Raw genomic sequence first — 25846 nt, 5'->3', positions numbered from 1 at the left:
GGCGAGAAACTGCACCGACGGACGGGCGCATCGCGACCCGGTCGATGAGCATCGTCATGAGATCGCCTGTTGCGATGCCTCGGAGCGAGATTCCTCGCGGCCTGACGGAATGACGATCCAGGCGATGACGACGGCAGCGACGACGAGGATTGCTGCGATGACCGAGGTCCACTGCATCCCGATCGTGAACGCCTCACGCGCCTGCTCAAGAAGACCGGCCACCCCGGGAACCGAGGGGTCAAGGTGGGACGTCGCCGATGCCAGCGAGTCTTCGACCACCGTTCGCGTGGCGTCGTCGTCGATCACAGGGAGATGAGCCCGATAGAAGACATTCTGCAGCGACCCCAGCACGGCGATTCCAAGTGCCGCCCCCAACTCGTAGGCGGTCTCGGCGACCGAGGAAGCAGCGCCGGCGCGCTTCGGTGGGGCCGCGGACACGATCGCATCCGTGTTCAGGGTCATCGACAGTCCGGTGCCGAATCCGATCACCGCGAACGCGACGACGATCCAGATCAGATGGTCCGCTCCCTCGGCGACGGCGAGGACGATGAGGCCGGCCGCGGCCAGTGCAAGCCCCGCACCGATCGCACGCCCGCGCCCCAACCAGCCGACTGCCGCACCCGCCAGAGCGATCACGATCACGGAGGTCACCGACGCCGAGAGATCGACGAGACCGGCCTCCAAGGGAATGAGGCCGCGCACGAGCTGCAGATACTGCGAAAAGAAAAAGAGCAGACCCACGAACCCGAAGATCGTCACCGTGTCCGCGACCACTGCTCCGCTGAAGGCGGGCCTGCGGAACAGCGCCACATCGATCAACGGGGTCGACAAGCGCCTCTGTCGCACGATGAACCACCAGCCCGCTGCAACGCCTACGATAATTCCGCCGATGACGGTCACGTCGTACCCCGCGGCCACGAGGTGCTTGACCGCGTAGACGATCGGCACTATCGCGGCGAACTGCAACACGGCGGACAGGAGGTCAATCCTGCCCTTCCCCGGATCGCGCGACTCCGGCAGCAGCGCCAGACCGCCGATGACGACGATCAGCATGATCGGCACGTTGATGAGGAAGACACTTCCCCAGTGGAAATGCTCCAGAAGCGCCCCGCCGACGATCGGACCGATTGCCGCCCCCGCAGTCGCCCCGGCGGCCCAGACCGCCACGGCACGAGTCCGCTCGCGCGCATCCGGGAAAAGATTGCGCACGATCGCCAGCGTCGACGGCATGATCGTCGCCCCGCTGATCCCCAGCACCGTACGCGCCACGATGAGCAGTTCCGGAGTCGGCGCAAACGCCGCAGCCAGGGAAGACAGACCGAAACCGACCGAACCGAACATCAGCAGTCGCTTACGGCCGATCCGGTCGGCCAGGTTCCCCATCACCACCAGCAGACCGGCAAGAGCAAACGAATAGATGTCGCCGATCCACAGGATCTGCGTCGACGACGGCGCAAGATCAGCAGTCAGCGCCGGAATCGCCAAAGCAAGCACCGTGCCGTCGATCGCGAGCAGCAACACCGCCAACGTGAGGATCCCGAGCCCCGCCCAGGTGCGCGCCCCACTGCGCCGAGTCGAGTATGAGGTGACCATGTCTCTACTTTACAGACCACTTGGTCTGTTCAGCAAGCTGTACGGACTTCAAAAGTTCCGCCGACTGACTCACGCCATCGTCGGCAGAGCAGATCTGAACACCGGCGATCATCGCCGGGGCTGGCCGGAATTGGGCTATCAGTTGACGTACGGCGAGTCGGAGGAGCCCCGCGAGACCGCACCTACCGTCGTTCCGGGTATGCCCGGGGCGGCCCGATCGACTAGCGTTTCCGCTGACAGACCGGGCAAAAGTGGCTTGAGCGATTCATGAATTTCTCCCGCACTATCGGGGTGCCGCAGCGTTTGCAGGGCTCGCCGGCGCGTCCGTACACGTCCAGCGACCTGTCGAAATAGCCGGATTCGCCGTTCACGTTCACGTAGAGCGCGTCGAAGCTGGTGCCGCCCGCGTCGAGCGCTTCGCCGAACACCTGCCGGACGGCGTCGGTCAGCCGGGCAATGGCCGTCCGCGTCAGCGTCTCGGTCGGCCTGGCATAGTGCAGTGCGGCACGCCATAGGGCTTCGTCGGCGTAGATGTTGCCGATCCCCGAAATGAGCGATTGATCGAGCAGCGCCCGTTTGATTCCGGTGTGCCGGGCCCTGACGCGGTCGGCGAAATCACTGTCGTCGAATGCGGGATCGAGCGGGTCCCGGGCGATATGGGCCACCTCCGGGGGAAGCAGCGGCAGGCCGGTGCGTCCGAGTCCGCCGGGCCCGCCGTCCGCCGTCGTGACGAGTTCGGTCACCTGGAGGGATCCGAAGATGCGCTGGTCGACGAACCGCAGCTGCAGGTCGCGGTCGTCGAACGTCACGCGCACGCGCAAGTGCCGCTCGGCCGGAGCTTCCGGTGGTTTCACCAGCAGCTGCCCGCTCATGCCCAGATGGGCAAGCATGGCAAGCGGGGCCGGATCGTTGCCGCTCGTCAGCAGCAGCCAGAGATATTTGCCGCGCCGGACGGCGTCCGTGATCTCTCGGCCGGCCAGGGTCGCCGTGAAGTGCTCGGGGCCGGGACGATGGCGGCGCAAACTGCGCGGCTCGACCACGTCGACGGAGTCGATCCGGCGGCCGACGACCCAGCGGGCAAGTCCGGCGCGCACGACCTCGACTTCGGGAAGTTCGGGCATCAGCCGGCGACAGCGCCGGGGTGCTCGGCCGTCACGGCGCGATACGCCGCTTCGGCTGCGGCCGCCTCGGCGTCTTTTTTGGAGCTGCCGTCGCCGGTGCCCCAGGTTGTGCTGCCCAGTCGGGCGTCGGCCGTGAACCGGCGAGCGTGATCCGGGCCGGTGCCTGTCACCTCGTAGGACGGCGTGCCGAGGCCCGCGGCCGAGGAGGCCTCCTGCAGCGATGTTTTCCAGTCCATGCCGGCGCCCAGCGTCGCGGCGTCGGCCAGCAGCGGGTCGATCAGTCGGTGCACGAGGGCCCAGGCCGCGTCCATGCCGGCGCCCACCTGCGTGGCGCCGATCAGGGCCTCGACGGTGTCGGCAAGGATCGAGTCCTTGTCGCGTCCGCCGCTGCGCTCTTCGCCCTTGCCCAGCATGATGAAGTCGCCGAGGCCGAGCCGGCGGCCCACCTGTGCCAGGGCGCGCGTGTTGACGACCGCGGACCGGCGTTTGGCCAGCTGGCCCTCGGGCAGGTCCGGATTGTCGGTGTACAACGCCACAGTGACGACGACCCCCAGCACCGCGTCGCCCAAGAATTCAAGACGCTCGTTGGTGGGGATGCCGCCGTGTTCATAGCTGTAGCTGCGATGCGTCAGCGCATGACGAAGCGTCTCGGTGTCGATATCGACACCGAGACGCCCCAAAATCTCCGTCGGTTCACTCATCGAACCGGCCGACTCAGACGTCTGCGACCTTACGGCCCTTGTATTCCAAGAACATCGGGGTGCCGGCCGAATCTTCGACGACGTTGGCGTGATGCGGGCGCGAGTACACGGTGCGCCCGTTCTCTTGCCGCTTGACCAGTGTGGGCACCTGGGCCTTCCACTGCGAACGGCGATGCCGGGTATTGCTGCGGGACATTTTCCGCTTCGGGACAGCCACGACTAGCTCTCTTTCTTCTCGTTCAGTAGATCCTGCAGGGCCGCCCACCGCGGGTCGCCCTGGCCTTCGCCTGTGCCGGTGTCTTCCGGTTCAGCATTCCACACGACGCCATCGGCCGATACGGCGTCGAAGTTTTCGCATTCCGGCCGGCAGACCGGGCGGAGCGGCAGTGCCATCACGACGTTATTCCGCAGCACCGGAGAAAAGTCTAACCTCTCGGCCTCCAGCTGGTACAAATCCTCGTCCTGGCCGACGGGTTCGGAGTCGTACACGAACAGCTCCTGCACGTCCGCTTCGATCCGTTCGGAGTACGGGGCAAGGCAGCGCACGCACTCGCCGTGCGCGTCGGCCGTCACGGTTCCGGAGACGTAAATGCCCTCCACGACCGATTCAAGCTTGAGACTGACGTCGATGTCGCTGCCCTCCGGCACCGCTATCACTTCGTTCTTCAGATCCGCCGGGGCCGGCACGGTACGCCGGACGTCGTGCGACGCTCCGGGCTTGCGGTCGAGGCCGTATTCGCGGATGTTGAACACGAAAGGCGAGCCTGCGTGAACAGACATGGTGAACTCTCCCGTGATCGGTGTGATGGGTGCCGCGGCCCGCGCGACAAACCCGCTGCAGGCGACTATCCAGCGTACCGCACCGGCGTCCGGCCTGCCAAAACGCCGGTCAGAGTGAACGCAGGCGGTGCAGCAGCGGATCGAGCACGGGGCCGGGCACCAGGCCGGAAACGTCGCCGCCAAACCGCGCTACCTCTTTGACCAGGGACGACGAGACGTGCTCGTAGCGCGGGTCGCCCGGAATGAATATGGTCTCCAGCCCCGTCAAATGACGGTTCATCAGCGCCATCGGCAGCTCGTACGAAAAATCGGTGCCCGAGCGCAACCCCTTGACGACGGCGTCCGCGCCCACGTCCCGGCAGAAATCCGTCAACAGGCCGTTCGAGAGCTCGTCCAGACGCACGTTGTCGACGTCGGCAAGCGACTCGGACAACAGATCCACGCGTTCTTCGATCGAGAACGTGCCTTCCTTACCGGGATTGTGCACGACTGCCACGATGACCTGGTCGGTCAAGCGCGCCGCGCGCCGGATGATGTCGATGTGGCCGACGGTGACCGGGTCGTACGAGCCGGGGCATACGCAAAGCATGCCTCATACGGTAGCCCACTTCGGGCCGACGGCAACGGAAGTCGGGGTGCCTCGTCGGACTGGACGGCTTCGGGGCGGGGCGTTGTCCGCGATCCACCCTATCGGCGGAGTCGTTTGTCTCCCCCGGTGCCATATTTACCACCCCACAACGAACAAACTGCCCCCGCAGCCGGAACCACCCGGCCGGCCGTTTAGTACTCGGCGAAGAGGCCCGCCGCGTTGTGCCAGAGGACGGCACGCAGCCACTCGTCGCCGAACCCCAGCCGGGTCAGGGCGTCAATCTGGTGTGCGTACGGGTACGGGATGTTCGGAAAGTCGCTGCCGAGCAGGATCTTGTCCTGCAGGGCGGCCAGCCGCGGCAGCAGCTCGTCGGGCATCGGCATGAGTTTTTCGGTGAAATCGGTGAAGTTCATCGTCGTGTCCAAATAGACGCCGTCGTGGCCTTCGGCAAGGGCGGCGAAATCCTCGTATTCGGGCATCCCCAGATGCGCGATGATCAGTCGGAGGCGGGGATGTCGGCGCAGCACGGCGCGGATCGGTTCCGGTCCGGTGAACTTCCCCGGATTCGGCCCGGACCCACAATGGATCACGGTGGGCACTCCGGCATCCTCCAGCTGCGCCCACACGCCGTCCAACAATCGGTCGCTCGGATCGTAGCCGCCGACCTGCACGTGCGCCTTGAACACCCGCGCCCCGGCGCCGAGCGCCTCGCGCACGTACTCGTCGTTGCCGGGCTCCGGGAAGAACGTCGCGGTGTGCAGGCAGTCCGGGGTGCGCGCGGCGAAGTCGGCTCCCCATCGGTTCAGCCAGTGGGCCATGTCGGGCTTGTGCGGGTACAGCATCGCGGTGAAACGCCGGACGCCGAGATCCCGCAACCGCCGGACCCTCTCGTCCTCGTCCTGCCGATACGTGATCGGCCAGTCGAAGCGGGTGTTCGTCTCGAAGTACCGCCACACCTTGTCCAGCACGCGCGTCGGCATGAAGTGCGTGTGCACGTCGAACAGCCCCGGCAGGCCGAGTCGTCGCGCAAACGACGCCACCTCGGCGTCGGACGCCGGGCCGGCCGGTTCGGGCGTCGCCGCGTCGGCCCACCACAGCGTGGTGTCGCCGTATTTCCTGCTGCGGGTTCCGGTCAGCCCTTCCGGCCAGGACGGCTCCGACGACCTGGTGGCACGCTCCACCACGACGATGCCATCGTCGTCCAGCCGCGAGCGCACCAGTTCGAGCGTGCGCGCAAGCTCTCGCTCGCCGACCGCGTACGGCGGGTCGATCAGGACGACGTCGAACTGCTCCTCGGCGCGGCCCAAGAATGCGTCGGCTGCGCTCTTGACGCTCGAGATGGCCTCCCCGCTTCCGATGGCCCGGCCGGCCGCCGCAGCGTTGGCCCGGATGGTCTTCACGGCGGCGTCCGCCTTGTCGACGAGCGTGACGGCGGCGGCGCCGCGGCTGAGGGCTTCGAGCCCGAGCGCACCGGAGCCGGCGTACAAATCCAGCACGCGCGCGCCGTCCAGCAGCCCGGCATGGTCGAGAGCCGAGAACAGTGCCTCGCGCACGCGCTCGCCGGTCGGGCGGGTCGAGGTGCCGGCCGGCGTCCGCAGGGTCAAGCCGCCAAAGCGGCCGGCTATGATCCGGGTCAACGGCGTGCCTGCTGTTCGCTGAGCCGCTCCTGACTTTCCTGCATCCGTTCCATCAGCGACTTCTTGTGCGGCATGGGCCTGCGCACCACCAAGGCCCACAAGCCCAGGGCGATGCCGAAGTCGACTGCAAAGAGCCAGTTCGGCACGAATCCGAGGAACAGTCCGACGCCGAACGTGAGCGAGCTGAACAAGGCGAAGTCCGGGCCGCGCCGCAATGCCGAAATGGCTGCGGTCGGGATCGGACCGGTCGGACCCGAGATCGACGGGCTCGACCAGTCCGGGGCGGGCCGGTAGGCGCTGCGCAGACCGGCGCCGGCGAACCCCGGAACCGTGAGCACGCCGAGCAGTACCAGTTGCACGCCCATGCCGCTGACGATTCCCAGCATGATGCACGTGGCGGCCATCCAGAGCGTCAGCAGGATCAGCGGCAGTACCGACCGGATCCGGTACACGGTGCGGGCCTCCATCGGCAGCAGCCGGTCGAGGCTCGGATTGATTTCGGCCTGACGGGACGATTCCACAGTCGTCAAGGCGGCCGAGAACGCGCACACCAGGAAAGCAAGGAACACGACGGCCATCGACGACAGCACGCCTTGGATCACCGTGGCGAGCGTCGGGACGACGGCCAGCACCACCAGTTGGCCGATCCGCCGCGGCGACCGGACGAACAAAGTGATCTCGCTGGCCAGCAGGGCCGCGGCCGGTGAGCCGACCCACCGGAACTTGCTGTTGCGGCGCGCCCGGCGTTTGACCGGTCCGGCCAGCACGCGGGAGAGTTCGCGCGTGTCGAGCGTCGTGATGGATGAGGCCACCCGGCTGGACACTCCGCCGGCCGCCACGAGCTCGCGCACGCGGAACCGTCCGGCCGCGGCAATACCCAACCAGATTGTGGCGGCCGCGAACACGGCGCTGAGTCCCGCTGCTATCCATTCGTCGGTGCCGGCCGCAAGCGGCCAGAGCGCCGGAACGGCAAGCCCTGCCGTTCCGAGGCCGGACGCCGGGATGCCGCCGACGAAGAAGTACGCGGCAAGCACGATAGGCGCCGCGATCGCGGCGATATCCGCGACTATCACAAGCAGCGAACGCAGCCCCAGCACTTGCATGCCGATGGCGATGCCGCCCAACGCCATCCCGCCCAGGGCGCCCGAGACCATGCCGATCGGCGATCCCGTCCCCGAGCCGAGCACCGCCAGCAGCGACCCGGCCAGTCCGGTGGCGAAGAGGACGGACAGCAGCCGGGTCAGACCGGGCGTCATGAATCCGCGGCGTTCCACCGGCAGCGACAGCCACCACGTGGCCTGGTCCCCCGATGAGCTCATCGGGCCCAGCCGGGCAAGGAGGCCCAGGGTGATGGCCACCCCGACCAGCAGCATCAGCACGGACGCCCAGAAGATCGGCACGGGTGTGACGGGCGAGACGGTGCGCAAAAGGCCGCCGGACGACGGGGATCCTGCGGATTTCTCGATGCCCGTCACGGCGCCGCCCATCATGGTGACCGCGATGATTGCCGTGAAGATCGACGTGTAGAAGTCGCCGACCACGTCGGTGAGGCTCTTGTCGCTGCGGGATTTGCTGGCCCGGGACGTCAGGGCGCGGATCTGGGCGGCGTTCAGGCGCTCCGGCGCTGCCGCGGTTTCGTCGGTGCTCATGATCCTAAGAATTCCGATGCGTCGTCGACCGACATCGATTCGGGTTCGTCGCCGATCAGGATTGCCCAGTCGGACGCCGCGCTCATCAGCTCGCCGTCGTGGGTGGCCATGACTATTGCGGTGCCGGCGTCCCCGAGGGCGCGCAGTCGCTCGCCCAGCTGGATGCGGGTGGACGGATCGAGCCGTTGTTCGGGCTCGTCCAGGACCAGGAGTTTGAACGGCCGCAGAAAGGCCGACGCCAGTAGCATCCGTCTGCGTTGTCCGGAGGACAACTCGCTGGGCAGCGCCTCGGCCCTGGCCGTCAAGCCGAACGTTTCGAGTTCGGCGATCACGGCGTCCTCGGGGTTCGGCACGGCGTGCCCCTTGGCCATCAGGATCAGGTGCTCGGCCACCGACAGCGACGGGAAGAAGGCGTCCTCGTCCAGGACGCTCGCCACGTCGCGCCGGAACCACAGCTCCCTGTCGTCGACCGGGCGGCCGAACAGTTTCACCGCCCCTTCCTCCGGCTCGAGCAGCCCGATGAGCGCTTTCAAGACAGTTGTCTTTCCGACGCCGTTGGCGCCGATCAGCGACAGCACGTCGCCGGCCTCGACCTCGAAGTTCAGCTCCCCGCACACGGTGCCCTGGTTGTAGCCGACGAGAAGTTCGCTGACTTCGATGACGTAGTTCTTCTTCTTAGCCGCGCTCAAGATATTCCTCGTCTTCATGGCCCAGCACGTCGCCGATGAACGCGTTCAAGGCAGGATGGTTGTCCAGTTCGGGATCGTCGGCGACGAGTGCGTCCGCCGCCCGGCGCGCATCCGCGATCAGCCGTTCGTCCTTGAGCACCCGCAGGAGCTTCAGCCCGGATTTCCCACCGGACTGCGCATTGCCCAGAACATCGCCTTCACGCCGACTCTCCACGTCAAGTTTAGACAACTCGAATCCGTCGAGTGTCGCGGCGACATGCGTGAGCCGCGAATACCCCGGAGTTCCGGGCTCGGAGCTTGTCACCAGGAAGCATAGCCCCGGGTCTTTACCGCGCCCGACCCGCCCGCGAAGTTGGTGCAACGCGGCGACGCCGAAGCGCTCGGCGTCGAGGATGACCATGGCCTTGGCATTTGCCACGTCCACTCCCACTTCGATCACGGTCGTGGACACGAGCACGTCGATCCGACCGGCCGCGAAGTCGGTCATCAACCGGTTCTTCGTTTCGGCGCTCATGCGGCCGTGCAACATCTCGATGGTCGTGCCTTCCAGCTCCGGCCGGCCGCGCAAGAGAGCTACGGTTTCGCTCACTGACGCGGCCGGCTCGGCGGCCGGGTCGACGGTGTCCTCGTCGCCGATGCGCGGCGCCACGACGTACACCTGCCGGCCGGTGTCGACTTCTTCGCGGACCCGTTCCCAGATTCTGTCCCACCAATGCGCATGTTCGTTCAGCGACACCAGGTAGGTGTCGATCTTCTTTTCACCGTTCGGCAGCTCGGTGAGGGTGGACGTGTCCAGATCGCCGAACACCGTCATGGCGATGGTCCGAGGAATCGGCGTGGCAGTCATGACGAGCGTGTGCGGACGTACTCCCGCGGTGGTCTTGTCGCGCAGCGCATCGCGTTGCTTGACGCCGAACCGGTGCTGTTCGTCGACCACCACAAGTCCGAGATCGTGGAATTTCACGGCGTCCTGAATCAGCGCGTGCGTACCGACGACGATGCCGATATCGCCGCTGATGATGTCGAGCAGCATGCGCCGCCGTTCGGCAGTCTGCTGCGAGCCGGTGAGCAGGCCGACCCGAGTGCGCGCTTCGTCGGACTCGAGGCCGGCCATCAGCGTGCCGGCGCCCAAGTCGCCCAGCAGCTGCGAGATGGACCGGAAGTGCTGCGCGGCGAGGACCTCGGTGGGGGCCAGCAAGGCCGCTTGGCCGCCGGAATCCACGATTTGCAGCATGGCTCGCACCGCCACGACCGTCTTGCCCGATCCGACCTCGCCGTGCAGCAGCCGGTTCATCGGGTGTCCGCCGGCCAGGTCGGCGGCGATCTCATCGCCGGCGGTCCGTTGGCTGCCGGTCAGTTCGAACGGCAGCTGCGCATCGAACGCGGCAAGCAGCCCGCCGCTGTCTTTTCCGGGACGACGGACGGCGGGCAGATCGGCGGCGCGGTGGCGGCGGCGCAGAAGTTGCGTTTGCAAGGCGAGCGCTTCTTCGAATTTGAATCGCGCCAATCCGGATCGGGTTTGTTCGATGGTCATCGGCCGGTGGACCGCTTCGAACGCTTCGTAAAGGCCGGGCAGGTCGCGGCTTTCGATGAGGCCGCCCGGGATCGGGTCGACCAGCTCGGCCGGACGCAGCCGGCGCAGCAGGCCGAGGATCTGCTTACGGATCTGCATGGACTTGATCTTTTCGCCGGCCGGGTAGACGGCAATGGGTGCCGTCGCCTCGCCGGCCGCCAACGGATCCGACGCCAGATCGGGTTCCTTCTCATCGTCTGCAATGTTGAACCACATGGGCGAGGCCAGCTGGAGCTTACCGCGGTACCGGCCGACCTTGCCGCTGAAGATGGCGGCCATCCCCGGGCGCAATTGTTTGTCCAGCCACGGCTGGTTGAAGAACGTGACGTGTCCGGTGCTCACGCCGTCCGAGATCACCACATTCGTGAGGCTGCCGCGACGGTTTCGCATACGGCGTGAATCAACGCTGACGACGGTGGCCTGCAGCGTCACGTTCTCGTCTTCACGCAGTGCGCTCAGATCGGTCAGCTCACCGGGTTGGATGTACCGGCGCGGATAATGCCGCAGCAGGTCGCCGACGGTGGTGAGATCGAGCGTGGCCAGGAGGTTTGCCGCGCGCGTCCCCAGCGCCGATTTCAAGGGTTGCGCCAGCGGATCCGGCCGAGCGCCCGGCATCACTCCACCCCGATCTGCAGCGCCGAGTCCGATGAGCCGTCAAGCACGGTGATCTCGACGTCCGGCCCCTGTCGGTCGGCCAGCGCCGCGACAAGCCCGTCCGGGCAGGCCTCGCCGCGTACGAACGTGACGAGTTCGGCTCCCCGGCCAGCCAGTTCGGCAAGCACGGCGCCGGCGATCTCCTCGACACGGCGTCCGCGCATGCGCACCGTGGCGTCGATCCGGCCCAGCACGTCGCCGGCTTGCCACGAACCCACCACCGCGTTGCAGCCGGCGGTTGTGGCAACGAGCACTTCCCCGTGCCTGGTCGCTTCGGCGGCGTCGGTCATGGCTGCCGTGACGGTGTCGAGCGGGGCCGTGTCGTCGAAGACTGCTGCCGCTGCGAGGCTCTGCACATCCGACCGGGACGGGATGACGCGGATTTGACCGTCGATGATCGTGTTCCTGGCCTGAATGTCGAGCGCGACGGCCAGGGTGATGGGCGAGTTGGGCAGGACGACGACGTCCCTGGCGCCGAGCGATTCTATTGTCTCGCGCATTTGCCGGACCATGGACGTCGGGTCTTTGCCGCTCGGCAGCACTTCGGCCCCGGCCAAGGCGAACGTCGCGGTCAGGCCGCTGCCATTCGAGACGGCGATCAAGCCGGGGTCCTTGTCGGCGGCGGCGCCGCGGCCGGCGACCAGCGACGACACGCGAACGCGGCGGATCGTGCCGTAACGGTTGATGGCCTCGACTCCCCCGCGGGCCGCGTCCCGGTCCGGCACGTGCACGTGCACCGTGGCGGCGCGCTCGCCCCCGTCGGCCACCACCATCGACGTGCCGCCGAGACGCACCAGGTCGGCTGTCAACCGCGACGTGTCGGCCGCTCCCAGCTCGCCGATGATTTCGTACCCGTATTCCGTCTCGGTATCCGTCACGGCACGCGAGAACCGGACGCTGCCGGGCGGCACCGGGGCGTCCAGGCTGCGGGCCAACGCTTCAAGCAGCCGCAGGACGCCGACGCCGCCCGCATCGACCACGTGCGCCCGGGTGAGGACGCCGAGCTGGACTTCGGTGGCGTTCAACGCCGTCCGTGCCGCATCCACGCAGCACGCCAGGACGGCGGCCGTGCCGTCCTCGGTCGCTGCGCCGGACGCCGCGCGGGCGGCTTCGGACAGCACCGTCAGCATGGTGCCGTTCACCGGCTCGGTCACCGACTCCCACGCCCGTGCGTTGGCGGATTCCAGGGCCTCGGCGATTGCCGCGGCGTCCGCGCCCGGCCCGCCATCGGACTCGCCGTCGGCGGGTGCGGCGTCGGCCCGGAAGGCGCGGGCGAAGCCTTGCAACGCCACCCCCAGGATGAGGCCGGAATTGCCGCGGGCACCGCGCATGGCCCCGACCGCGAACGCGTCAAGCAGGTGTCCGACGGGAGCGTCGGCAGCCAGGTCGCGAACCGCGCCGGCGCCAGCGCGGACAGTGAAGTACATGTTGGTGCCGGTGTCGGCGTCGGCTACCGGGAAGACGTTCAATTCGTCGATATTGCGGCGTTCGCGGCCCAGCGTGTCGACGATATCGGCCACCCACCGCTTGACCGTTTCGCCCGTGAACCGGCTCATGCGCCGTCTCCGCCCCGGAAACGGCCGCCGAAATGGTCCCAGCCGGACGCCGTGCCGACCGGCAGCTGCAGCCCGCCGGTCGTGACGCCGGGGTCGCCGGCCACGACGCTCCCGATGACCCGGAACTGCTCCGGAACCGATTTTTCGTCCGGGAACACGGCAAGCAGCCCGTGATCCTCTCCGCCGGTGAGCACCCATCGCACACAGGTGTCGAAGGAGCGGTCCCCGTCCGCGCCGGCCGCCGGGCCGGAGGCGTCCAGGGCTTCGGCGGCCGGACGGACGGCGTCGAGATCCGACTCGAACGGCCCGTCTAAATCAATGCGCACGCCGCTTGCCTGTGCAATGCGTCCGGCATCGCGCACGAGCCCGTCGGAGACGTCCAACATGGCCGTGGCGCCGGCCCGGGCTGCAGCACGTCCCGCCTCGTAGCACGGCGTCGGACGGCGTTGCACGCCAATCAGTTCGGCCACCGGTCCGTGGGTGCCGGCACGATCGCCGAAACCTGCGGCCAGCAAGTCGAGACCGGCGGCTGCACGCCCCAACGTTCCGGCCAGCGCGACTACTTCGCCGGGGCCTGCTCCCGAGCGCAGCACGGGGCGGCCGCCGGCGAATTGGCCGAACGCCGTCACGCTCACGGTCAGGCGCGGCGCAGCCGACAGATCGCCGCCCACCACTGAAACGCCGGCGCGGGCACATTCGGCGTCGAGTCCTTCGGCCAACCCCTCCGGCCAGTCGGCAGGCGTGTCGCCGGGGGCGCCGAGCGCCACCACCAGACCGATCGGCTCGGCCCCCATTGCCGCCACGTCGGCGAGATTTTGCGCGGCGGCCTTGACGCCGACGTCCCGAGCCGTGGACCAGTCCGTCCGGAAGTCCTCGTCCTCGACAAGCATGTCGGTGGTCACGACGAGTTTCCCGGCGACGTCGAGCACTGCCGCGTCGTCCCCGGGCCCGATCACGACCGGCCCGCGACGGCCCAAGAGCGGCATGATCCGGTGCAACACGCCGTCCTCGCCCTCATCGGCGCACGTGCGGGTGCTGGTCATTGGCGGCCTCTCTTGTCGGTCTGTCCATTCTTGCCTATCACGATGCGGGCGGTAGCGTGGAGGTGTGAAACTCAGGTGGGCGGCCGTACCGGTCGTCGCGCTGTGCGCGTGCGTGCTGTCCGGCTGCACCGGCAAAGTGAAAGTCGATCCGGCCGCCGGGGCCGCCGACCCGAAATGCGCGGCCGTCATGCTGTCGCTGCCCGACGAGCTGGGCGGCAACGCCAAGCGGGCCACGACGTCGCAGGCCACTGCCGCCTGGGGTGATCCGAGCGCGGTGATCCTGCGGTGCGGCGTCACGTCGCCGGGGCCGACGACGACGCCCTGCGTGAGCGTGGACAAGATCGATTGGCTGTCGAAGGACGAAGGCGACCATTGGCGGTTCGTCACATATGGACGCACCCCGGCCGTCGAGGTTCTCATCGATCAGAGAAAGGTCTCGGGACAGAACGCGATAGCGACGCTCAGCGCGGCCGTGTCGAGCCTGCCGCAAAAGAGGCACTGTGTGGGCGCCAAGGACGTGTCCAACTAGCCGGCCGCGCGGCCGACGCAGATCAGCGCACCGTGGTCCGCTCGTCGTGACCGGCTCAGCGCAGACCGGTGGGACGATCGAGCGCCAGCCGGATGAGCCTGTCGACGAGCGCCGGATAGTCCAGCCCGGACGCCTGCCACACGCGCGGGAACATGGAAAACGGAGTGAAGCCCGGCATGGTGTTGATCTCGTTGACCACTACCTCGCCACCGGGCGTGACGAATACGTCGACTCGGGCTAGGCCCTCGCAGCCTACCGCTTCAAAGGTGCGGGACGCCGCATCCCGCACCGCGGCGGTGGTCGCGGCATCCAAGTCGGCCGGGCAGGTCAGCTCGATGCTGGATTCGTCCAAGTACTTCGCGTCGAAATCGTAAAAATCGTGTCCGCCCGTCACCACGATTTCACCGGGCAGCGAGGTCTCCGGCGGGTCGTCGCCGAACCCGGACAGCACGCCGCATTCGACTTCTCGCCCGTCGATGCCGGCCTCGATCACGACCTTGCGGTCGTGCCGGTGGGCTTCGGCAATTGCCGCATCGAGGTCGTCCGGCCCGGCGACCTTGCTGATGCCGATGCTCGATCCGGCGCGGGCCGGTTTGACGAACACCGGGAACCCCAATCCCGCGATCCGCCGGCGTGCGGCGTCCGGGTCGGTGCGCCATTGGCGGTCCGTGACGACCTCGTAGGGCCCGACCGGCAGGCCCGCGGCTTCAAGCACGACTTTCATGTAGTGCTTGTCCATGCTGACGGCCGATGCAAAGACTCCGGCGCCGACGTAGCGGGTGTCGCTGAGTTCCAAGAGGCCTTGCAGCGTGCCGTCCTCGCCGTACGGGCCGTGCAGCAGCGGAAACACGACGTCCACCGACCCGAGCGTTTCGGGAACGCGGCCGGTCTCGGTCACGATGACCTGCTTGGTATCGGCGTCCAGCGGCATCAGCACGGTGCCGGCCGCCGGGTCCACCTCGGGCAGATTGCCGGATTCCAAGGCGTACTGCGGACGGTCGGGCGCTTGCACCCACTGCCCGCTGCGGGTGATCCCCAGCGCAATCACGTCATAGGAGTCCCTGTCGATGGCTTCCAGCACGCCTGCGGCCGTGGCACAGCTGACGGCGTGCTCGCTCGAGCGGCCGCCGAACACCACCGCGACGCGAGGCTTCGAAGAATTATTCATCGCGCCAAGCCTATAGCGCCTAGCGAAACGTCCGCCGCTTCCGGCCCGGCGCGCCGCAGCATACGATTCGCGCCATACGATTGCTGAATGACTTCGCGACCGACCGGGCGGGCTCTCTCGACGACAGCCGTCACGTCCGGCAGACCCAGGGCAGTGCCCGACGCTCCCCTGTCCGAGCCCGTCACGCTGACCTCGACCTATATTGCCGACGCCGATGGGTCGATGCCGCCCGGTCGCGTCTATGCGCGGGCCTCGCAGCCGAACTGGGAAGCACTCGAATCGACGCTTGCGCAGTTGGAGGGCGCCGAGTCGGCGTTCGCGTTCTCCTCCGGCGCGGCCGCCATGGACGCCGCCTTGTCATTAGTGGAGCCCGGCGGCACCGTGATCATGCACCGGCACGGGTACGCAGGCACGTTCACGCTGGCCGATGCGCATGCGGCAGCTCGCGACGTGCGCGTCGTCCGGGTCGATTTTCTCGACCCGGCAAGTCTGGCCGGCCTCGTCGTGGACGGTCCGGCATTGCTGTGGGCCGAGAGCTGCACCAATCCCATGATCGAGGCGATCGACCTGCCGGCGCTTGCCCGGATGGCGCGGCGTCTCGGTGCGCTGTTCGTCGTCGACAACACGTTCTCGACGCCGCTGACGGTGCGGCCGCTGGCGCACGGCGCTGACGTCGTCGTGCATTCGGCATCGAAATACCTGGCCGGGCATTCGGATGTGATCGCCGGTCTTACTGCAACGAGCGACCCGGAGCTCGCCTCGCGAATGCTTGCCCACCGGACGGCGTACGGGGCCATCCTGGGCCCGCACGAGGCCTGGCTGGTCCATCGCGGCATCCGCACCCTCGGCGTCCGGCTTGACCGGGCCGCGCGCAACGCTCGGGAATTGGCGCGCCGGCTGCGCGACCATCCGGCCGTCGACGCCGTGCATCATCCCTCGCTGGATGGCGATCCGAGCAAGCCCGTGGCGGACCGGTTGTGGGACGGCTACGGCGGAATGATCTCGTTGACTCTGGTCGCCGAGCCCGGGACCCCCTCGGTCGAGCGGGCGGACGCAGTGATCGCAGCTGCACACCTTGTCGTGTCGGCGACGAGTTTGGGCGGGGTGGAGACGATGTGGGAACGGCGCACGCGGCACGGCGAACCGGAGTCGGTGCCGGACTCGCTGATCCGGCTGAGCGTCGGGATCGAAGACGTCGAGGACATCTGGGCCGATCTCGACGCCGCCTTGAGCGCGTAACGATCCCGCTCCCTTTTCATCGAGTTGACCCGCGTGGTGGGCTCCGGTGCGGGCCGACTACGACGCTGCGGATTTACTCGAGCTCGGCCTTCCGGGCACGCGACAGCAGCAGCGTGCCGAGTTCGTCGACGGGAAGTTTCCCGGCGAGCACGGCGACGACCGCCTGCGTGATGGGCATGTCGACCTTTGCCGTTTCGGCGAGTTCGAGGATTGCCGAGCACGATTTGATGCCCTCGGCGGTCTGCTTGGTACGGGCGATCACCTCGTCCAGGGACAGTCCGCGGCCCAGCAGCACGCCGACCGTGTGATTGCGCGAGAGCGGCGAGGCACAGGTGGCGACCAGGTCGCCGAGGCCGGCCAGTCCCGACATCGTTTGCGGGTCGGCGCCGAACGCTGCGGCCAGGCGGGTGGTCTCGGCAAGCCCGCGGGTGATGATGGAGGCCTTCGAATTGTCCCCGAGCCCGCGCCCCTCGGCCATTCCGGTGGCCAAGGCGATCACGTTCTTGACGGCTCCGCCGAACTCGACGCCGACGACGTCCGTGTTCGTGTAGGGCCGGAAGTACGATCCGGCCGACACGTGCGCCAGCAGTTCGGCAGTTTGCTGACTTGTCGACGCCACAACGGTCGCTGTCGGCTGGCCGCCCGCGATCTCCATGGCCAGGTTCGGTCCCGAGACGACGCCGATCCGGTCGTCCGGCCATCCGGTTACCTCGGCGATGACCTGACTCATGCGCATATGCGTGCCGCGTTCGACGCCCTTCATCAAGGAGACCAGGACGGCGTCCTTCGGTAGTTTCTCGCGCCATTCGCCAAGGCGCTCCCGCACCGACTGGGCCGGGATGGACAGCACGACGAGCTCGGCGCCGTCCAATGCCTTGTCGATGTCGCTGGTGGCGCGGATCGATTCGGGCAGGTCAATATCGGGCAAATAGTCGGTATTACGGTGCCGCTGATTGATCTCCTCGGCAACCTCCTGCCGGCGGGCCCAGAGCGTCACGTCGTGGCCGGCGTCCGCCACCACTTTCGCGAACGTCGTCCCCCAGCTGCCGGCTGCCAGAACGGCGACGCGTGGTGCCTGACGTGTCACGATTTTTCTCCCCCTGCATACAGTCGTTCGGGCGGGGTCTCCCCTCGCAGCTTGGCCAGTAAGTCCACGGTACCGGCTTGTATGACGTCGGTGATCTCGTGGAGCGTCGCGACGTCGGCCGATCGTTCGGCAAAGCGTGACAAGTCTATCGGCGGCCCGGTCAGCACTTGCACGCGCCGGCGCGGCAACAACTTCGGGATCTTCTTGTAGGGGCCGAGCACCTCTTGAATTCCCCAATGAGCGATGGGGATGACGGGTGCCCCGGTTTCCAGGGCCAGCCGGGCCGCGCCGGTCTTGCCGCGCATGGGCCACAGATTCGGATCACGAGTCAGCGTGCCCTCGGGGTAGACGACAACGAGTTTGCCGGCCTCCAGCGCCTCAGTCGCATAGCCGAGCGAGTGTGATGCCTGGTCGGTCCCCCGCATGACCGGGATCTGCCCGGCGCGGCGCAACGCCCACCCGGCCGGGCCGAAGCGGAACAGCCCCGATTTGGTCAAGAAGTACGGCGAGCGCCCGTTGTTGTACAAATAGTGACCGACCACTATCGGGTCGAGATGGCTGATGTGATTGGGGCAAACGATCACCGGGCCGGTCGGCGGCACGTTGTGCGCGCCGGCCCAGTCGTGCCCGGCCAGCATGTTCATGACGGGGCGCAACGTGTTGGCCAGGAGGTTGACGCCGGCGTCGTCACCGGGAGCCGAAGAAGTCACGCTCATACCAGGGTGACGTCCGCGCCGAGCGCGCCGAGCTTGCCCATGAAGTTCTCGTACCCGCGGTTGATCAACTCGATTCCTTCAACTTTTGATTCGCCGTCCGCGGCCAACGCAGCGATCAAGTGGCTGAAACCGCCCCGCAGATCGGGCACCACGATTGACCCGCCTTGCAGCTTGGTCGGTCCGGAGACCACCGCGGAATGGTTGAAATTGCTTTGCCCGAACCGGCACGGCGTGCCGCCCAGACATTCGCGGTACACCTGGATGACGGCGCCCATGTCCCGGAGCGCGTCGGTGAACCCGAACCTGTTCTCGTAGACGGTCTCGTGGATGATCGACAGACCCCCGGCCTGCGTCAGCGCGACGACGAGGGGTTGCTGCCAGTCGGTCATGAAGCCGGGATGGACATCGGTCTCGAGTACCAGCGAGTTCAAATCGTACCCGGGGTGGGAGAACTTGATCCCGTTCTCGTCGATCTCGAACTCCCCGCCGATGCGGCGGAACACGTTGAGGAACGTCATCATTTCCGGCTGAGTGGCCCCGCGCACGTAGATCTCGCCGTTCGTTGCCAGCGCCGCACTTGCCCAGGATGCCGTCTCGATCCGGTCGGAGAGTGCCCGATGGACGTATCCGCCCAGTCGTTCGACTCCGTCGATCCGGATGACCCGGTCGGTGTCGACGCTGATGATGGCGCCCATCTTTTGCAAGATCGCGATCAGGTCCATGATCTCCGGCTCGATCGCCGCGCCGGAAAGCTCCGTCACGCCCTCGGCGCACACTGCGGTCAACAGCACCTGTTCGGTTGCGCCGACGGACGGGTACGGCAATTTGACTTTCGTGCCTTGCAGACGGCCGGACGTATGGATATGGATCCCGGAGTCGAGTTTGTCGACGACTGCGCCAAAGCTGCGCAGCACGTCCAGGTGGTAGTTGATGGGACGGTCGCCGATGCGGCAACCGCCGAGATCCGGAATGAAGGCCTCCCCGAGCCGGTGCAGCAGCGGACCGCAAAACAAGATGGGGATACGGCTGGATCCGGCGTGCATGCCGATGTCGGCCACGTGTGCCGACTCGACGTTGCGCGGGTCGAGGACAAGCTCGCCGTCCTGATTCCCGGCGTCCGGCCCGCTCGTGACCTCGACTCCGTGCAGGCTCAGCAGACCGCGGACGACGTCCACGTCACGGATTGCCGGCACATTGCGCAATACACTCGGTTCGGAGCCCAGGATGGCCGCGACCATCGCTTTCGGCACCAGGTTCTTGGCTCCGCGGACGCTCACTTCACCCTGAAGGGGGCGACCCCCTGCGACGGTTAACATCATTCAGTCCTTCCCGGACGACCCACGGGCCGCCGGGAGCTAACTCTACCGAAGATCCGTGCCCGAAAGCGTTTTCGGGCGCCACGCCGCGCGGTGTGTTTCGAATTCGCTGATGTCGTCCTCGTGGCGCAAGGTCAGTCCGATGTCGTCGAGACCTTCCAAAAGGCGCCATCTGGTGTAGTCGTCGATGCCGAACGGCACCGTCAACGTGTCGCAGTGCACGGTCTTGGCTTCGAGGTCGACGGTGATTTCGGTCCCCGGATGATTTTCCAGGATCTTCCAGATCAGTTCGATGTCGTCTTGAGCCACTTGAGCGGCCACAAGCCCTTGCTTGCCCGAGTTCCCCCGGAAGATGTCGGCGAACCGCGACGACAAGACGGCCTTGAATCCGTAGTCCTTGAGTGCCCAGACGGCGTGCTCCCTGGACGACCCGGTGCCGAAATCGCTTCCGGCCACGAGTACCGAACCGTTCCGGTACGGCTCCTGGTTGAGGACGAAGTCGTCGTTTTGCCGCCACGCGTGGAACAGCGCGTCCTCGAACCCGGTACGGGAGACCCGTTTGAGGTAGACGGCCGGGATGATCTGGTCGGTGTCGACGTTGCTGCGCCGTAGCGGGACGCCAATGCCTGTGTGGGTGGTGATTTTTTCCATCATGTCGTGAGCATTCCCTTCGGAAGACTGACAGTGCGTTATACGGCGGCCGGTTCGGCGACCGGTTCCAGGTCGGCGGGCGAGGACAAGGTGCCTCGCACGGCCGTGGCGGCCGCGACCAGCGGACTGACCAGGTGCGTGCGACCGCCTTTGCCTTGTCTGCCTTCGAAGTTGCGGTTGGACGTCGAGGCGGCACGCTCGCCGGGCTTCAGCTGATCCGGATTCATGCCCAGGCACATCGAGCAGCCAGCGAACCGCCATTCGGCGCCGAACTCCTTGAATACTTTGTCGAGGCCTTCGGCCTCGGCCTGCAATCGGACCCGGGCCGACCCGGGCACCACCATGAGGCGCACGCCGTCCGCCTTGGTCCGGCCCTTGATCACGTCGGCCGCCGCGCGCAGATCCTCGATGCGACCGTTGGTGCACGATCCCAGGAAGACGGTGTCGACGGCGATGTCCTTCAGCTTGGTGCCGGGTTCGAGATCCATGTATTTCAGCGCGTTCTCGGCGCCGATGCGAGCCGATTCATCGGCAAAACTCTCCGGATCGGGGACGCTGCCCGACAACGGCAGCCCCTGGCCGGGATTGGTGCCCCAGGTGACGTACGGCTGGATTTCTTCGGCCTGCAACACCACCTCGGCGTCGAACACGGCGTCGTCGTCGGTGCGCAGCGTGCGCCAGTAGTCGACGGCATCGTCCCAGTCGGCGCCTTTCGGGGCGTGGTCGCGGCCCTTGACGTACTCGAACGTCGTCTCGTCGGGGGCGATCATCCCGGCGCGGGCGCCCGCTTCGATCGACATATTGCAGATCGTCATGCGGGCTTCCATGCTGAGGTTCTCGATTGCCTTGCCGCGGTATTCGAGCACGTAGCCTTGTCCGCCGCCGGTGCCGATCTTCGCGATGACCGCCAAGATGATGTCCTTGGCGGAGGACCCCTCGGGCAGCTCGCCTTCGATCAGGATGGACATGGTCTTGAACGGCGCCAAGGACAGGGTTTGAGTGGCAAGCACGTGTTCGACCTCGGACGTGCCGATACCGAACGCCAGGGCGCCGAATGCCCCGTGTGTCGAGGTGTGCGAGTCGCCGCAGACGACGGTCATTCCCGGCTGAGTGAGGCCCAGCTGCGGGCCAACCACGTGCACGATGCCCTGTTCGGGGTCGCCCAGGGAATGGATTCGGACGCCGAACTCCTCGGCGTTGGCGCGCAAGGTCTCGATTTGCGTGCGAGACGTCAGATCGGCGATCGGCTTGTCGATGTCCACTGTCGGCGTGTTGTGGTCCTCGGTCGCGATCGTCAGATCCGGACGCCGGACCGTGCGCCCGGCCAGTCGCAGGCCTTCGAACGCTTGCGGACTCGTGACCTCGTGAATGAGGTGAAGGTCGATGTACAGCGTGTCCGGAGCTCCGTCTTCTCCGTGACGCACAGCGTGCGCGTTCCACACCTTCTCGGCGAGTGTCTGCCCCATCATTTCCTCCAAGCTGATACTGCTGTTGTCCTTCAGATTAAGGACACCACTGGTGGGACTGGATTTGCATCTCACGAATTGAGACTGCAATATCGTCCTATGGACAATTCTAGTGGCGTCGGCGTCATCGATAAGGTCGCAACGGTTCTTTCCGCTTTGGAGTCGGGCCCGTCAAGTCTTGCCGAGCTTGTGACGACGACGAACCTTGCCCGGCCGACCGCGCACCGCTTGGCCGTCGCACTGGAACACCATCGTCTCGTCACTCGGGACATGCAGGGCCGCTTCGTGCTCGGCCCCCGGCTGTCCGAGCTTTCCGTTGCCGCCGGCGAGGACCGACTGTTGGCCAGCGCCGGCCCGGTGTTGGCGAGTTTGCGCGATCGCACGTCGGAAAGCACCCAGCTCTACCGGCGGCAGGGCGATATGCGCGTGTGCGTTGCTGCCGCCGAACGCCCGATGGGCCTTCGTGATTCGATCCCCGTCGGCGCCTCTTTGAGCATGCTGGCGGGCTCGGCCGCGCAGATCCTGCTGGCGTGGGAAGAGCCCGACCGCCTGCACATGGGGCTTCGCGGAGCCCGGTTCACCGCCACAGTGCTCTCCGGCGTCCGGCGGCGTGGTTGGGCGCAGAGCCTTGGCGAACGCGAAGCCGGCGTGGCATCCGTATCGGCGCCCGTGCGCGGACCGAGCGGACGCGTCGTCGCGGCAGTGTCCATCTCGGGCCCGATCGAGCGGCTGACCCGGCAGCCCGGGCGCCTGCACGCCCCCAGCGTCATCAACGCCGCAGCACTGCTCACCGACGCTCTGGCCAAGAACTAGCCGGCCCGCCCGGGTTCCGCGTGGGTCTCGGTGTTCCGCGTGGGCGTACATCGCGCCATACGCCTACGCGGAAAACTACACCTACGCGGAACGGCGGGATGGCCGACACCTTGCGGGCGTGGAGCGCCAACGCCGACTCGACCGGAGTCGGCTTCGCCGTGTCGCCGCTCGGCGGCGACGATCTCATCGGCCATGTTGCGTTTTACGGCGTCAACCCGGTGATTCGCGCCGCAACGCTCGGCGTCATGCTCGGCCCCGACCATGTCGGTCTCGGGTACGGCGCCGATGCGGTGAGCACCATCGTTCGCTACGGCTTTTTGGAGTTCGGCCTCAACCGGATCGATCTTTCGGTCTGGGCATTCAACACCCGTGCTATTCGGACCTACGAAAAGACCGGCTTCACGCGCGAAGGACGTCGACGCGAGACGGTATTCCACGACGGCGAATTCCATGACGAGATTTTGATGAGCATCCTGGCCCGGGAGTGGCGCGACCGTTCGTGATCGCTCCGCTCCGCGTGGGCCCCCAACAGTTCCATGCCGGGCGGCCGGGCGGGTTGGTAAGCGCACGGAATCCGAGCGGGAATTAACGGGAAGAGCAAAGTTTCACGATGGTACCCCCGAGCAGATTCGAACTGCCGTTACCGCCTTGAGAGGGCGGCGTCCTAGGCCACTAGACGACGGGGGCCGATGGCTCTTGCGAGCCGGGTTTCGCACAACCGTTTTGACACGGCAATACCCACGGAAATTCCGTGAGCTGGGGTACCAGGACTCGAACCTAGAACGACGGTACCAGAAACCGCTGTGTTGCCAATTACACCATACCCCAAAGTAGTCCGCCGCTTGCCCGTCCAGGGGCCGATTCGGTGCGCCTCCGCTCTCGCGAAGTGGCCCGTCCTCAGCAGCAGTACCGACAGACGACTCTACTAGATTGACGCCGTGCGTGCCAAAACGAGGGCTTATCCCAGGCGCTCGGCCAGCGAGCGCAGCCGAGCCAGCGACGATTCCTTCCCGAGGATCTCCATCGATTCAAAAAGAGGCGGCGAAACGCGGCGTCCGGTCACCGCCGTGCGCAACGGCGTGAAGGCGAGCCGAGGCTTGATGCCGAGCTCTTCGACAAGCACTGCCTTGAGCGAAGACTGCAGATCGTCCGCCTTCCAATCGCTCGCCTCCGACAACACGTCGATCGATCGGGCCAGGACCTCGCCTGCGTTGTCCTTCAGCCCCTTGAGAGCGTCGTCGTCAATCGTGAGCGCATCATCGTCCGTGAACAGGAACCCGAGCATGCCGGGCGCCTCCCCCAGCAGCGTCATGCGTTCTTGCACAAGCGGCGCAGCGGCCGTCAGGACGGCGTCCTGCCGGCTCGTCAGCTCGTCGCCCACCAGACCTGCGGCCCGCAGATACGGCAATAGCCGTTGACGGAAGTCCGCCGGCTCGAGCCGCCGGACATGTGCGGCGTTGATGGCTTCGGCCTTCTTTTGGTCAAAGCGGGCCGGGTTCGGGTTGACGTCGCGGATGTCGAAGGCTTCGACGAGCTCCCGGGCGCTGAAGACGTCGCGATCCGGGCCGATCGACCAGCCGAGCAATGCCAGATAGTTCACGAGGCCCTCGGGCAGGAAGCCTCTGTCCCGGTGGACGAAGAGATTCGATTCGGGGTCGCGCTTGGACAGCTTCTTGTTGCCCTGGCCCATCACGAACGGCAAGTGCCCGAATTGCGGAGTTCGCGCGGCCACGCCGATGTCCTTCAACGCCTCGTACAGCACTATCTGGCGTGGCGTCGACGAGAGGATGTCCTCGCCGCGCAGCACGTGCGTGATGCCCATGAGGGCGTCGTCGACGGGGTTGACGAGCGTGTAGAGCGGCTTCCCGTTCGCCCGGACGACAACGAAGTCCGGTACGGATCCGGCCGGGAACGTGATGGTACCGCGCACGAGGTCCTCGAGCACGATGTCGCGGTCGGGCATTCGCACTCGCAGGACCGGTTCGCGGCCTTCCGCCCGCAATGCGGCCTTGTCGGCGTCGGTCAGGTCGCGGTCATGGCCGTCGTAACCGAGCTTTGGGTCGCGACCCGCCTGCCGATGGCGCTCTTCGACCTCGGCCGCCGTCGAGAACGACTCGTACACGTGCCCGGCTTCGGTCAGTTTGGCAATGACGTCGGCGTAGATGTCGCTGCGCTGCGATTGCCGGTACGGCTCGTTCGGGCCGCCGACCTCGATGCCTTCGTCCCAGTCGAGACCAAGCCAGCGGAGCGCGTCAACGACTTGGCCGAAGCTCTCTTCGGAGTCGCGTGCGGCATCGGTGTCTTCGACTCGGAAAACGAACTTACCGCCGGTGTGCCGGGCGTAGGCCCAGTTGAACAAGGCCGACCGGACCATTCCGACATGCGGGGTTCCGGTGGGCGACGGGCAAAAACGTACGCGTACGTCAGACATTTTTTAGGTGTGATTCCTTAGCAGGTGTGTTGTCAAGAGTGAGTCTTAAGCGTCGAGGACGGGGTTGCTCATCCGGCCGATCCGTTCGATTTCGAGCGTGACGCGTTGCCCGTCGGTGATCTGTCCGACCCCGGCCGGCGTACCGGTCAGGATGATATCGCCGGGCAGCAAGGTGATGGTCTCGGACACGTACGAGATCAGCTCGGGAATGCCGTGCACGAGTTGGGACGTGCGACCGTCCTGTTTGAGCTCGTCGTCCACCCACGAGCGGATGCCGAGATCGCTGACGTCCAGTTCGGTCTCGATCCACGGCCCGATCGGGCACGACGTATCGAATCCCTTGGCCCGGGACCATTGGCCGTCGGACTTTTGCAAATCGCGTAGCGTGACGTCATTGGCGATCGTGTAGCCGAGGATGTGGTCGTCCGCCTTGTCGACGGGGACGTTCTTGCCGATACGGGAGATGACGACTGCCAGTTCGACCTCGTAGCTGACGTATTCGCTGACGGCCGGCAGCCGGATCGGGTCGTCCGGGCCGATCACGGCGGTGTTCGGCTTGAAGAACATGAGCGGTTCGGCAGGCACCTCATTGCCGAGCTCGGCGGCGTGGTCGGCGTAGTTCCTGCCGATTCCGACCACCTTTGAGCGCGGGATGATGGGCGCCAGGAGCCGGACGTCGTCGGCCGGCACCCGCCGGCCGGTCGGCTGGGCCGGCGAAAAGAAGGGATCGCCGCTGAGGACGACGAGTTCGGCCGCGTCGTCCGGGTCGCCTTCCACGACGCCGTAGTGGGGTTCGTCGTCCAAGATGAATCTCGCAATACGCACGTGTTCCAGGGTACGCGACG

General features: G+C 66.7%; 24 protein-coding genes and 2 tRNA genes. 4 read left to right on the top strand and 22 right to left on the bottom strand.

The window, feature by feature from the left end:
• Positions 1-54 precede the first annotated feature (54 nt).
• The 12 genes from BJY26_RS10130 to BJY26_RS10075 all read right to left on the bottom strand — a co-directional run bounded on the left by BJY26_RS10130 (position 55) and on the right by BJY26_RS10075 (position 13585).
• Positions 55-1593: an MFS transporter gene (locus BJY26_RS10130; RefSeq protein WP_179427908.1), complete on the bottom strand. Its 1539-nt coding sequence runs from the start codon at positions 1591-1593 to the stop codon at positions 55-57.
• 221 nt (positions 1594-1814) lie between these two features.
• Positions 1815-2714, bottom strand: coding sequence for a bifunctional DNA-formamidopyrimidine glycosylase/DNA-(apurinic or apyrimidinic site) lyase (gene mutM / locus BJY26_RS10125; protein ID WP_179427906.1), 900 nt, complete (start codon positions 2712-2714; stop codon positions 1815-1817).
• On the bottom strand, positions 2714-3415 hold the full coding sequence (rnc, locus tag BJY26_RS10120; RefSeq protein WP_179427904.1) for a ribonuclease III: 702 nt from the start codon (positions 3413-3415) through the stop codon (positions 2714-2716). Before rnc ends, mutM begins: the two co-directional genes overlap by 1 nt.
• 13 nt (positions 3416-3428) lie before the next feature.
• Positions 3429-3632, bottom strand: coding sequence for a 50S ribosomal protein L32 (rpmF, locus tag BJY26_RS10115; RefSeq protein WP_179427902.1), 204 nt, complete (start codon positions 3630-3632; stop codon positions 3429-3431).
• A gap of 2 nt (positions 3633-3634) precedes the next feature.
• Positions 3635-4195: a YceD family protein gene (locus tag BJY26_RS10110; RefSeq protein ID WP_179427900.1), complete on the bottom strand. Its 561-nt coding sequence runs from the start codon at positions 4193-4195 to the stop codon at positions 3635-3637.
• Positions 4196-4304: 109 nt separating this feature from the next.
• Positions 4305-4784, bottom strand: coding sequence for a pantetheine-phosphate adenylyltransferase (gene coaD / locus BJY26_RS10105; protein WP_179427898.1), 480 nt, complete (start codon positions 4782-4784; stop codon positions 4305-4307).
• A 191-nt stretch (positions 4785-4975) separates the two neighbouring features.
• Positions 4976-6421: a 16S rRNA (guanine(966)-N(2))-methyltransferase RsmD gene (rsmD, locus tag BJY26_RS19570; protein ID WP_218852358.1), complete on the bottom strand. Its 1446-nt coding sequence runs from the start codon at positions 6419-6421 to the stop codon at positions 4976-4978.
• Positions 6418-8070: a DUF6297 family protein gene (locus BJY26_RS10095; protein ID WP_179427896.1), complete on the bottom strand. Its 1653-nt coding sequence runs from the start codon at positions 8068-8070 to the stop codon at positions 6418-6420. The genes rsmD and BJY26_RS10095 overlap by 4 nt, the downstream gene beginning before the upstream one ends.
• On the bottom strand, positions 8067-8777 hold the full coding sequence (locus BJY26_RS10090) for an ABC transporter ATP-binding protein (RefSeq protein WP_179427894.1): 711 nt from the start codon (positions 8775-8777) through the stop codon (positions 8067-8069). Before BJY26_RS10090 ends, BJY26_RS10095 begins: the two co-directional genes overlap by 4 nt.
• The gene (locus BJY26_RS10085; protein ID WP_179427892.1) at positions 8746-10947 is read right to left on the bottom strand and encodes an ATP-dependent DNA helicase RecG; all 2202 of its coding nucleotides are present in this window, start codon (positions 10945-10947) and stop codon (positions 8746-8748) included. Before BJY26_RS10085 ends, BJY26_RS10090 begins: the two co-directional genes overlap by 32 nt.
• Positions 10947-12542, bottom strand: coding sequence for a DAK2 domain-containing protein (locus BJY26_RS10080; protein WP_179427890.1), 1596 nt, complete (start codon positions 12540-12542; stop codon positions 10947-10949). The genes BJY26_RS10085 and BJY26_RS10080 overlap by 1 nt, the downstream gene beginning before the upstream one ends.
• Entirely contained in the window at positions 12539-13585 is a 1047-nt protein-coding gene (locus BJY26_RS10075) for a thiamine-phosphate kinase (protein ID WP_179427888.1), read from the bottom strand. The genes BJY26_RS10080 and BJY26_RS10075 overlap by 4 nt, the downstream gene beginning before the upstream one ends.
• 64 nt (positions 13586-13649) lie before the next feature.
• On the opposite strand from BJY26_RS10075, the gene BJY26_RS10070 reads away from it, so the two are divergent.
• Positions 13650-14114 carry a DUF3515 domain-containing protein gene (locus BJY26_RS10070; protein ID WP_179427886.1) on the top strand — a complete coding sequence of 155 codons (465 nt, stop codon included), beginning with the start codon at positions 13650-13652 and terminating at the stop codon, positions 14112-14114.
• 55 nt (positions 14115-14169) lie between these two features.
• Here BJY26_RS10070 and BJY26_RS10065 read toward each other — a convergent pair whose 3' ends face one another.
• A complete protein-coding gene (locus BJY26_RS10065) occupies positions 14170-15282 on the bottom strand; it encodes a D-alanine--D-alanine ligase family protein (protein WP_179427884.1) in 1113 nt (370 codons plus the stop codon).
• 87 nt (positions 15283-15369) lie between these two features.
• On the opposite strand from BJY26_RS10065, the gene BJY26_RS10060 reads away from it, so the two are divergent.
• Positions 15370-16521, top strand: a complete 1152-nt coding sequence (locus BJY26_RS10060) for a trans-sulfuration enzyme family protein (protein ID WP_179427882.1) — start codon at positions 15370-15372, stop codon at positions 16519-16521.
• Positions 16522-16594: 73 nt separating this feature from the next.
• Here BJY26_RS10060 and BJY26_RS10055 read toward each other — a convergent pair whose 3' ends face one another.
• Genes BJY26_RS10055 through leuC form a run of 5 tightly spaced genes read right to left on the bottom strand, consistent with a single transcriptional unit; the run spans position 16595 to position 21757 of the window.
• Complete coding sequence (locus BJY26_RS10055; RefSeq protein WP_179427880.1) at positions 16595-17608, bottom strand: NAD(P)H-dependent glycerol-3-phosphate dehydrogenase; 1014 nt, start codon at positions 17606-17608, stop codon at positions 16595-16597.
• Positions 17605-18318, bottom strand: a complete 714-nt coding sequence (locus BJY26_RS10050) for a lysophospholipid acyltransferase family protein (protein ID WP_342354660.1) — start codon at positions 18316-18318, stop codon at positions 17605-17607. Before BJY26_RS10050 ends, BJY26_RS10055 begins: the two co-directional genes overlap by 4 nt.
• Positions 18319-18320: 2 nt before the next feature.
• Positions 18321-19640, bottom strand: coding sequence for a UDP-N-acetylglucosamine 1-carboxyvinyltransferase (gene murA / locus BJY26_RS10045; RefSeq protein ID WP_372465372.1), 1320 nt, complete (start codon positions 19638-19640; stop codon positions 18321-18323).
• 45 nt (positions 19641-19685) lie between these two features.
• Complete coding sequence (leuD, locus tag BJY26_RS10040) at positions 19686-20291, bottom strand: 3-isopropylmalate dehydratase small subunit (RefSeq protein ID WP_179429899.1); 606 nt, start codon at positions 20289-20291, stop codon at positions 19686-19688.
• A gap of 38 nt (positions 20292-20329) precedes the next feature.
• A complete protein-coding gene (gene leuC, locus BJY26_RS10035; RefSeq protein WP_179429898.1) occupies positions 20330-21757 on the bottom strand; it encodes a 3-isopropylmalate dehydratase large subunit in 1428 nt (475 codons plus the stop codon).
• Between the two features lie 99 nt (positions 21758-21856).
• On the opposite strand from leuC, the gene BJY26_RS10030 reads away from it, so the two are divergent.
• Positions 21857-22570, top strand: a complete 714-nt coding sequence (locus BJY26_RS10030; RefSeq protein WP_179427874.1) for an IclR family transcriptional regulator — start codon at positions 21857-21859, stop codon at positions 22568-22570.
• Positions 22571-22668: 98 nt separating this feature from the next.
• On the top strand, positions 22669-23073 hold the full coding sequence (locus tag BJY26_RS10025) for a GNAT family N-acetyltransferase (protein WP_179427872.1): 405 nt from the start codon (positions 22669-22671) through the stop codon (positions 23071-23073).
• A 108-nt stretch (positions 23074-23181) separates the two neighbouring features.
• Here the strand turns inward: BJY26_RS10025 and BJY26_RS10020 are convergent.
• The 4 genes from BJY26_RS10020 to BJY26_RS10005 form a co-directional block, all read right to left on the bottom strand.
• Positions 23182-23257, bottom strand: a tRNA-Glu gene (locus BJY26_RS10020).
• 69 nt (positions 23258-23326) lie between these two features.
• A tRNA-Gln gene (locus BJY26_RS10015) sits at positions 23327-23398 on the bottom strand.
• Positions 23399-23528: 130 nt separating this feature from the next.
• The gene (gene gltX / locus BJY26_RS10010) at positions 23529-25001 is read right to left on the bottom strand and encodes a glutamate--tRNA ligase (protein ID WP_179427870.1); all 1473 of its coding nucleotides are present in this window, start codon (positions 24999-25001) and stop codon (positions 23529-23531) included.
• Between the two features lie 45 nt (positions 25002-25046).
• Positions 25047-25826 (bottom strand): fumarylacetoacetate hydrolase family protein, encoded by a 780-nt coding sequence (locus BJY26_RS10005; RefSeq protein ID WP_179427868.1) that lies wholly within the window; start codon positions 25824-25826, stop codon positions 25047-25049.
• Positions 25827-25846: the final 20 nt, after the last annotated feature.

The organism is Spelaeicoccus albus (assembly GCF_013409065.1).
GTDB classification, from domain to species: domain Bacteria; phylum Actinomycetota; class Actinomycetes; order Actinomycetales; family Brevibacteriaceae; genus Spelaeicoccus; species Spelaeicoccus albus.
This window is presented reverse-complemented; position numbering and strand designations above follow the sequence as displayed.

Bases quoted from the DNA above. Each gene is read 5' to 3' on its own strand.
- BJY26_RS10130 (WP_179427908.1), bottom strand. From the start codon at position 1,593: ATGGTCACCTCATACTCGACTCGGCGCAGTGGGGCGCGCACCTGGGCG.
- mutM (WP_179427906.1), bottom strand. From the start codon at position 2,714: ATGCCCGAACTTCCCGAAGTCGAGGTCGTGCGCGCCGGACTTGCCCGC.
- rnc (WP_179427904.1), bottom strand. From the start codon at position 3,415: ATGAGTGAACCGACGGAGATTTTGGGGCGTCTCGGTGTCGATATCGAC.
- BJY26_RS10110 (WP_179427900.1), bottom strand. From the start codon at position 4,195: ATGTCTGTTCACGCAGGCTCGCCTTTCGTGTTCAACATCCGCGAATAC.
- coaD (WP_179427898.1), bottom strand. From the start codon at position 4,784: ATGCTTTGCGTATGCCCCGGCTCGTACGACCCGGTCACCGTCGGCCAC.
- BJY26_RS10095 (WP_179427896.1), bottom strand. From the start codon at position 8,070: ATGAGCACCGACGAAACCGCGGCAGCGCCGGAGCGCCTGAACGCCGCC.
- BJY26_RS10090 (WP_179427894.1), bottom strand. From the start codon at position 8,777: ATGAAGACGAGGAATATCTTGAGCGCGGCTAAGAAGAAGAACTACGTC.
- BJY26_RS10085 (WP_179427892.1), bottom strand. From the start codon at position 10,947: ATGCCGGGCGCTCGGCCGGATCCGCTGGCGCAACCCTTGAAATCGGCG.
- BJY26_RS10080 (WP_179427890.1), bottom strand. From the start codon at position 12,542: ATGAGCCGGTTCACGGGCGAAACGGTCAAGCGGTGGGTGGCCGATATC.
- BJY26_RS10075 (WP_179427888.1), bottom strand. From the start codon at position 13,585: ATGACCAGCACCCGCACGTGCGCCGATGAGGGCGAGGACGGCGTGTTG.
- BJY26_RS10065 (WP_179427884.1), bottom strand. From the start codon at position 15,282: ATGAATAATTCTTCGAAGCCTCGCGTCGCGGTGGTGTTCGGCGGCCGC.
- BJY26_RS10060 (WP_179427882.1), top strand. From the start codon at position 15,370: ATGACTTCGCGACCGACCGGGCGGGCTCTCTCGACGACAGCCGTCACG.
- murA (WP_372465372.1), bottom strand. From the start codon at position 19,640: ATGTTAACCGTCGCAGGGGGTCGCCCCCTTCAGGGTGAAGTGAGCGTC.
- leuD (WP_179429899.1), bottom strand. From the start codon at position 20,291: ATGGAAAAAATCACCACCCACACAGGCATTGGCGTCCCGCTACGGCGC.
- leuC (WP_179429898.1), bottom strand. From the start codon at position 21,757: ATGGGGCAGACACTCGCCGAGAAGGTGTGGAACGCGCACGCTGTGCGT.
- BJY26_RS10030 (WP_179427874.1), top strand. From the start codon at position 21,857: ATGGACAATTCTAGTGGCGTCGGCGTCATCGATAAGGTCGCAACGGTT.
- BJY26_RS10025 (WP_179427872.1), top strand. From the start codon at position 22,669: ATGGCCGACACCTTGCGGGCGTGGAGCGCCAACGCCGACTCGACCGGA.
- gltX (WP_179427870.1), bottom strand. From the start codon at position 25,001: ATGTCTGACGTACGCGTACGTTTTTGCCCGTCGCCCACCGGAACCCCG.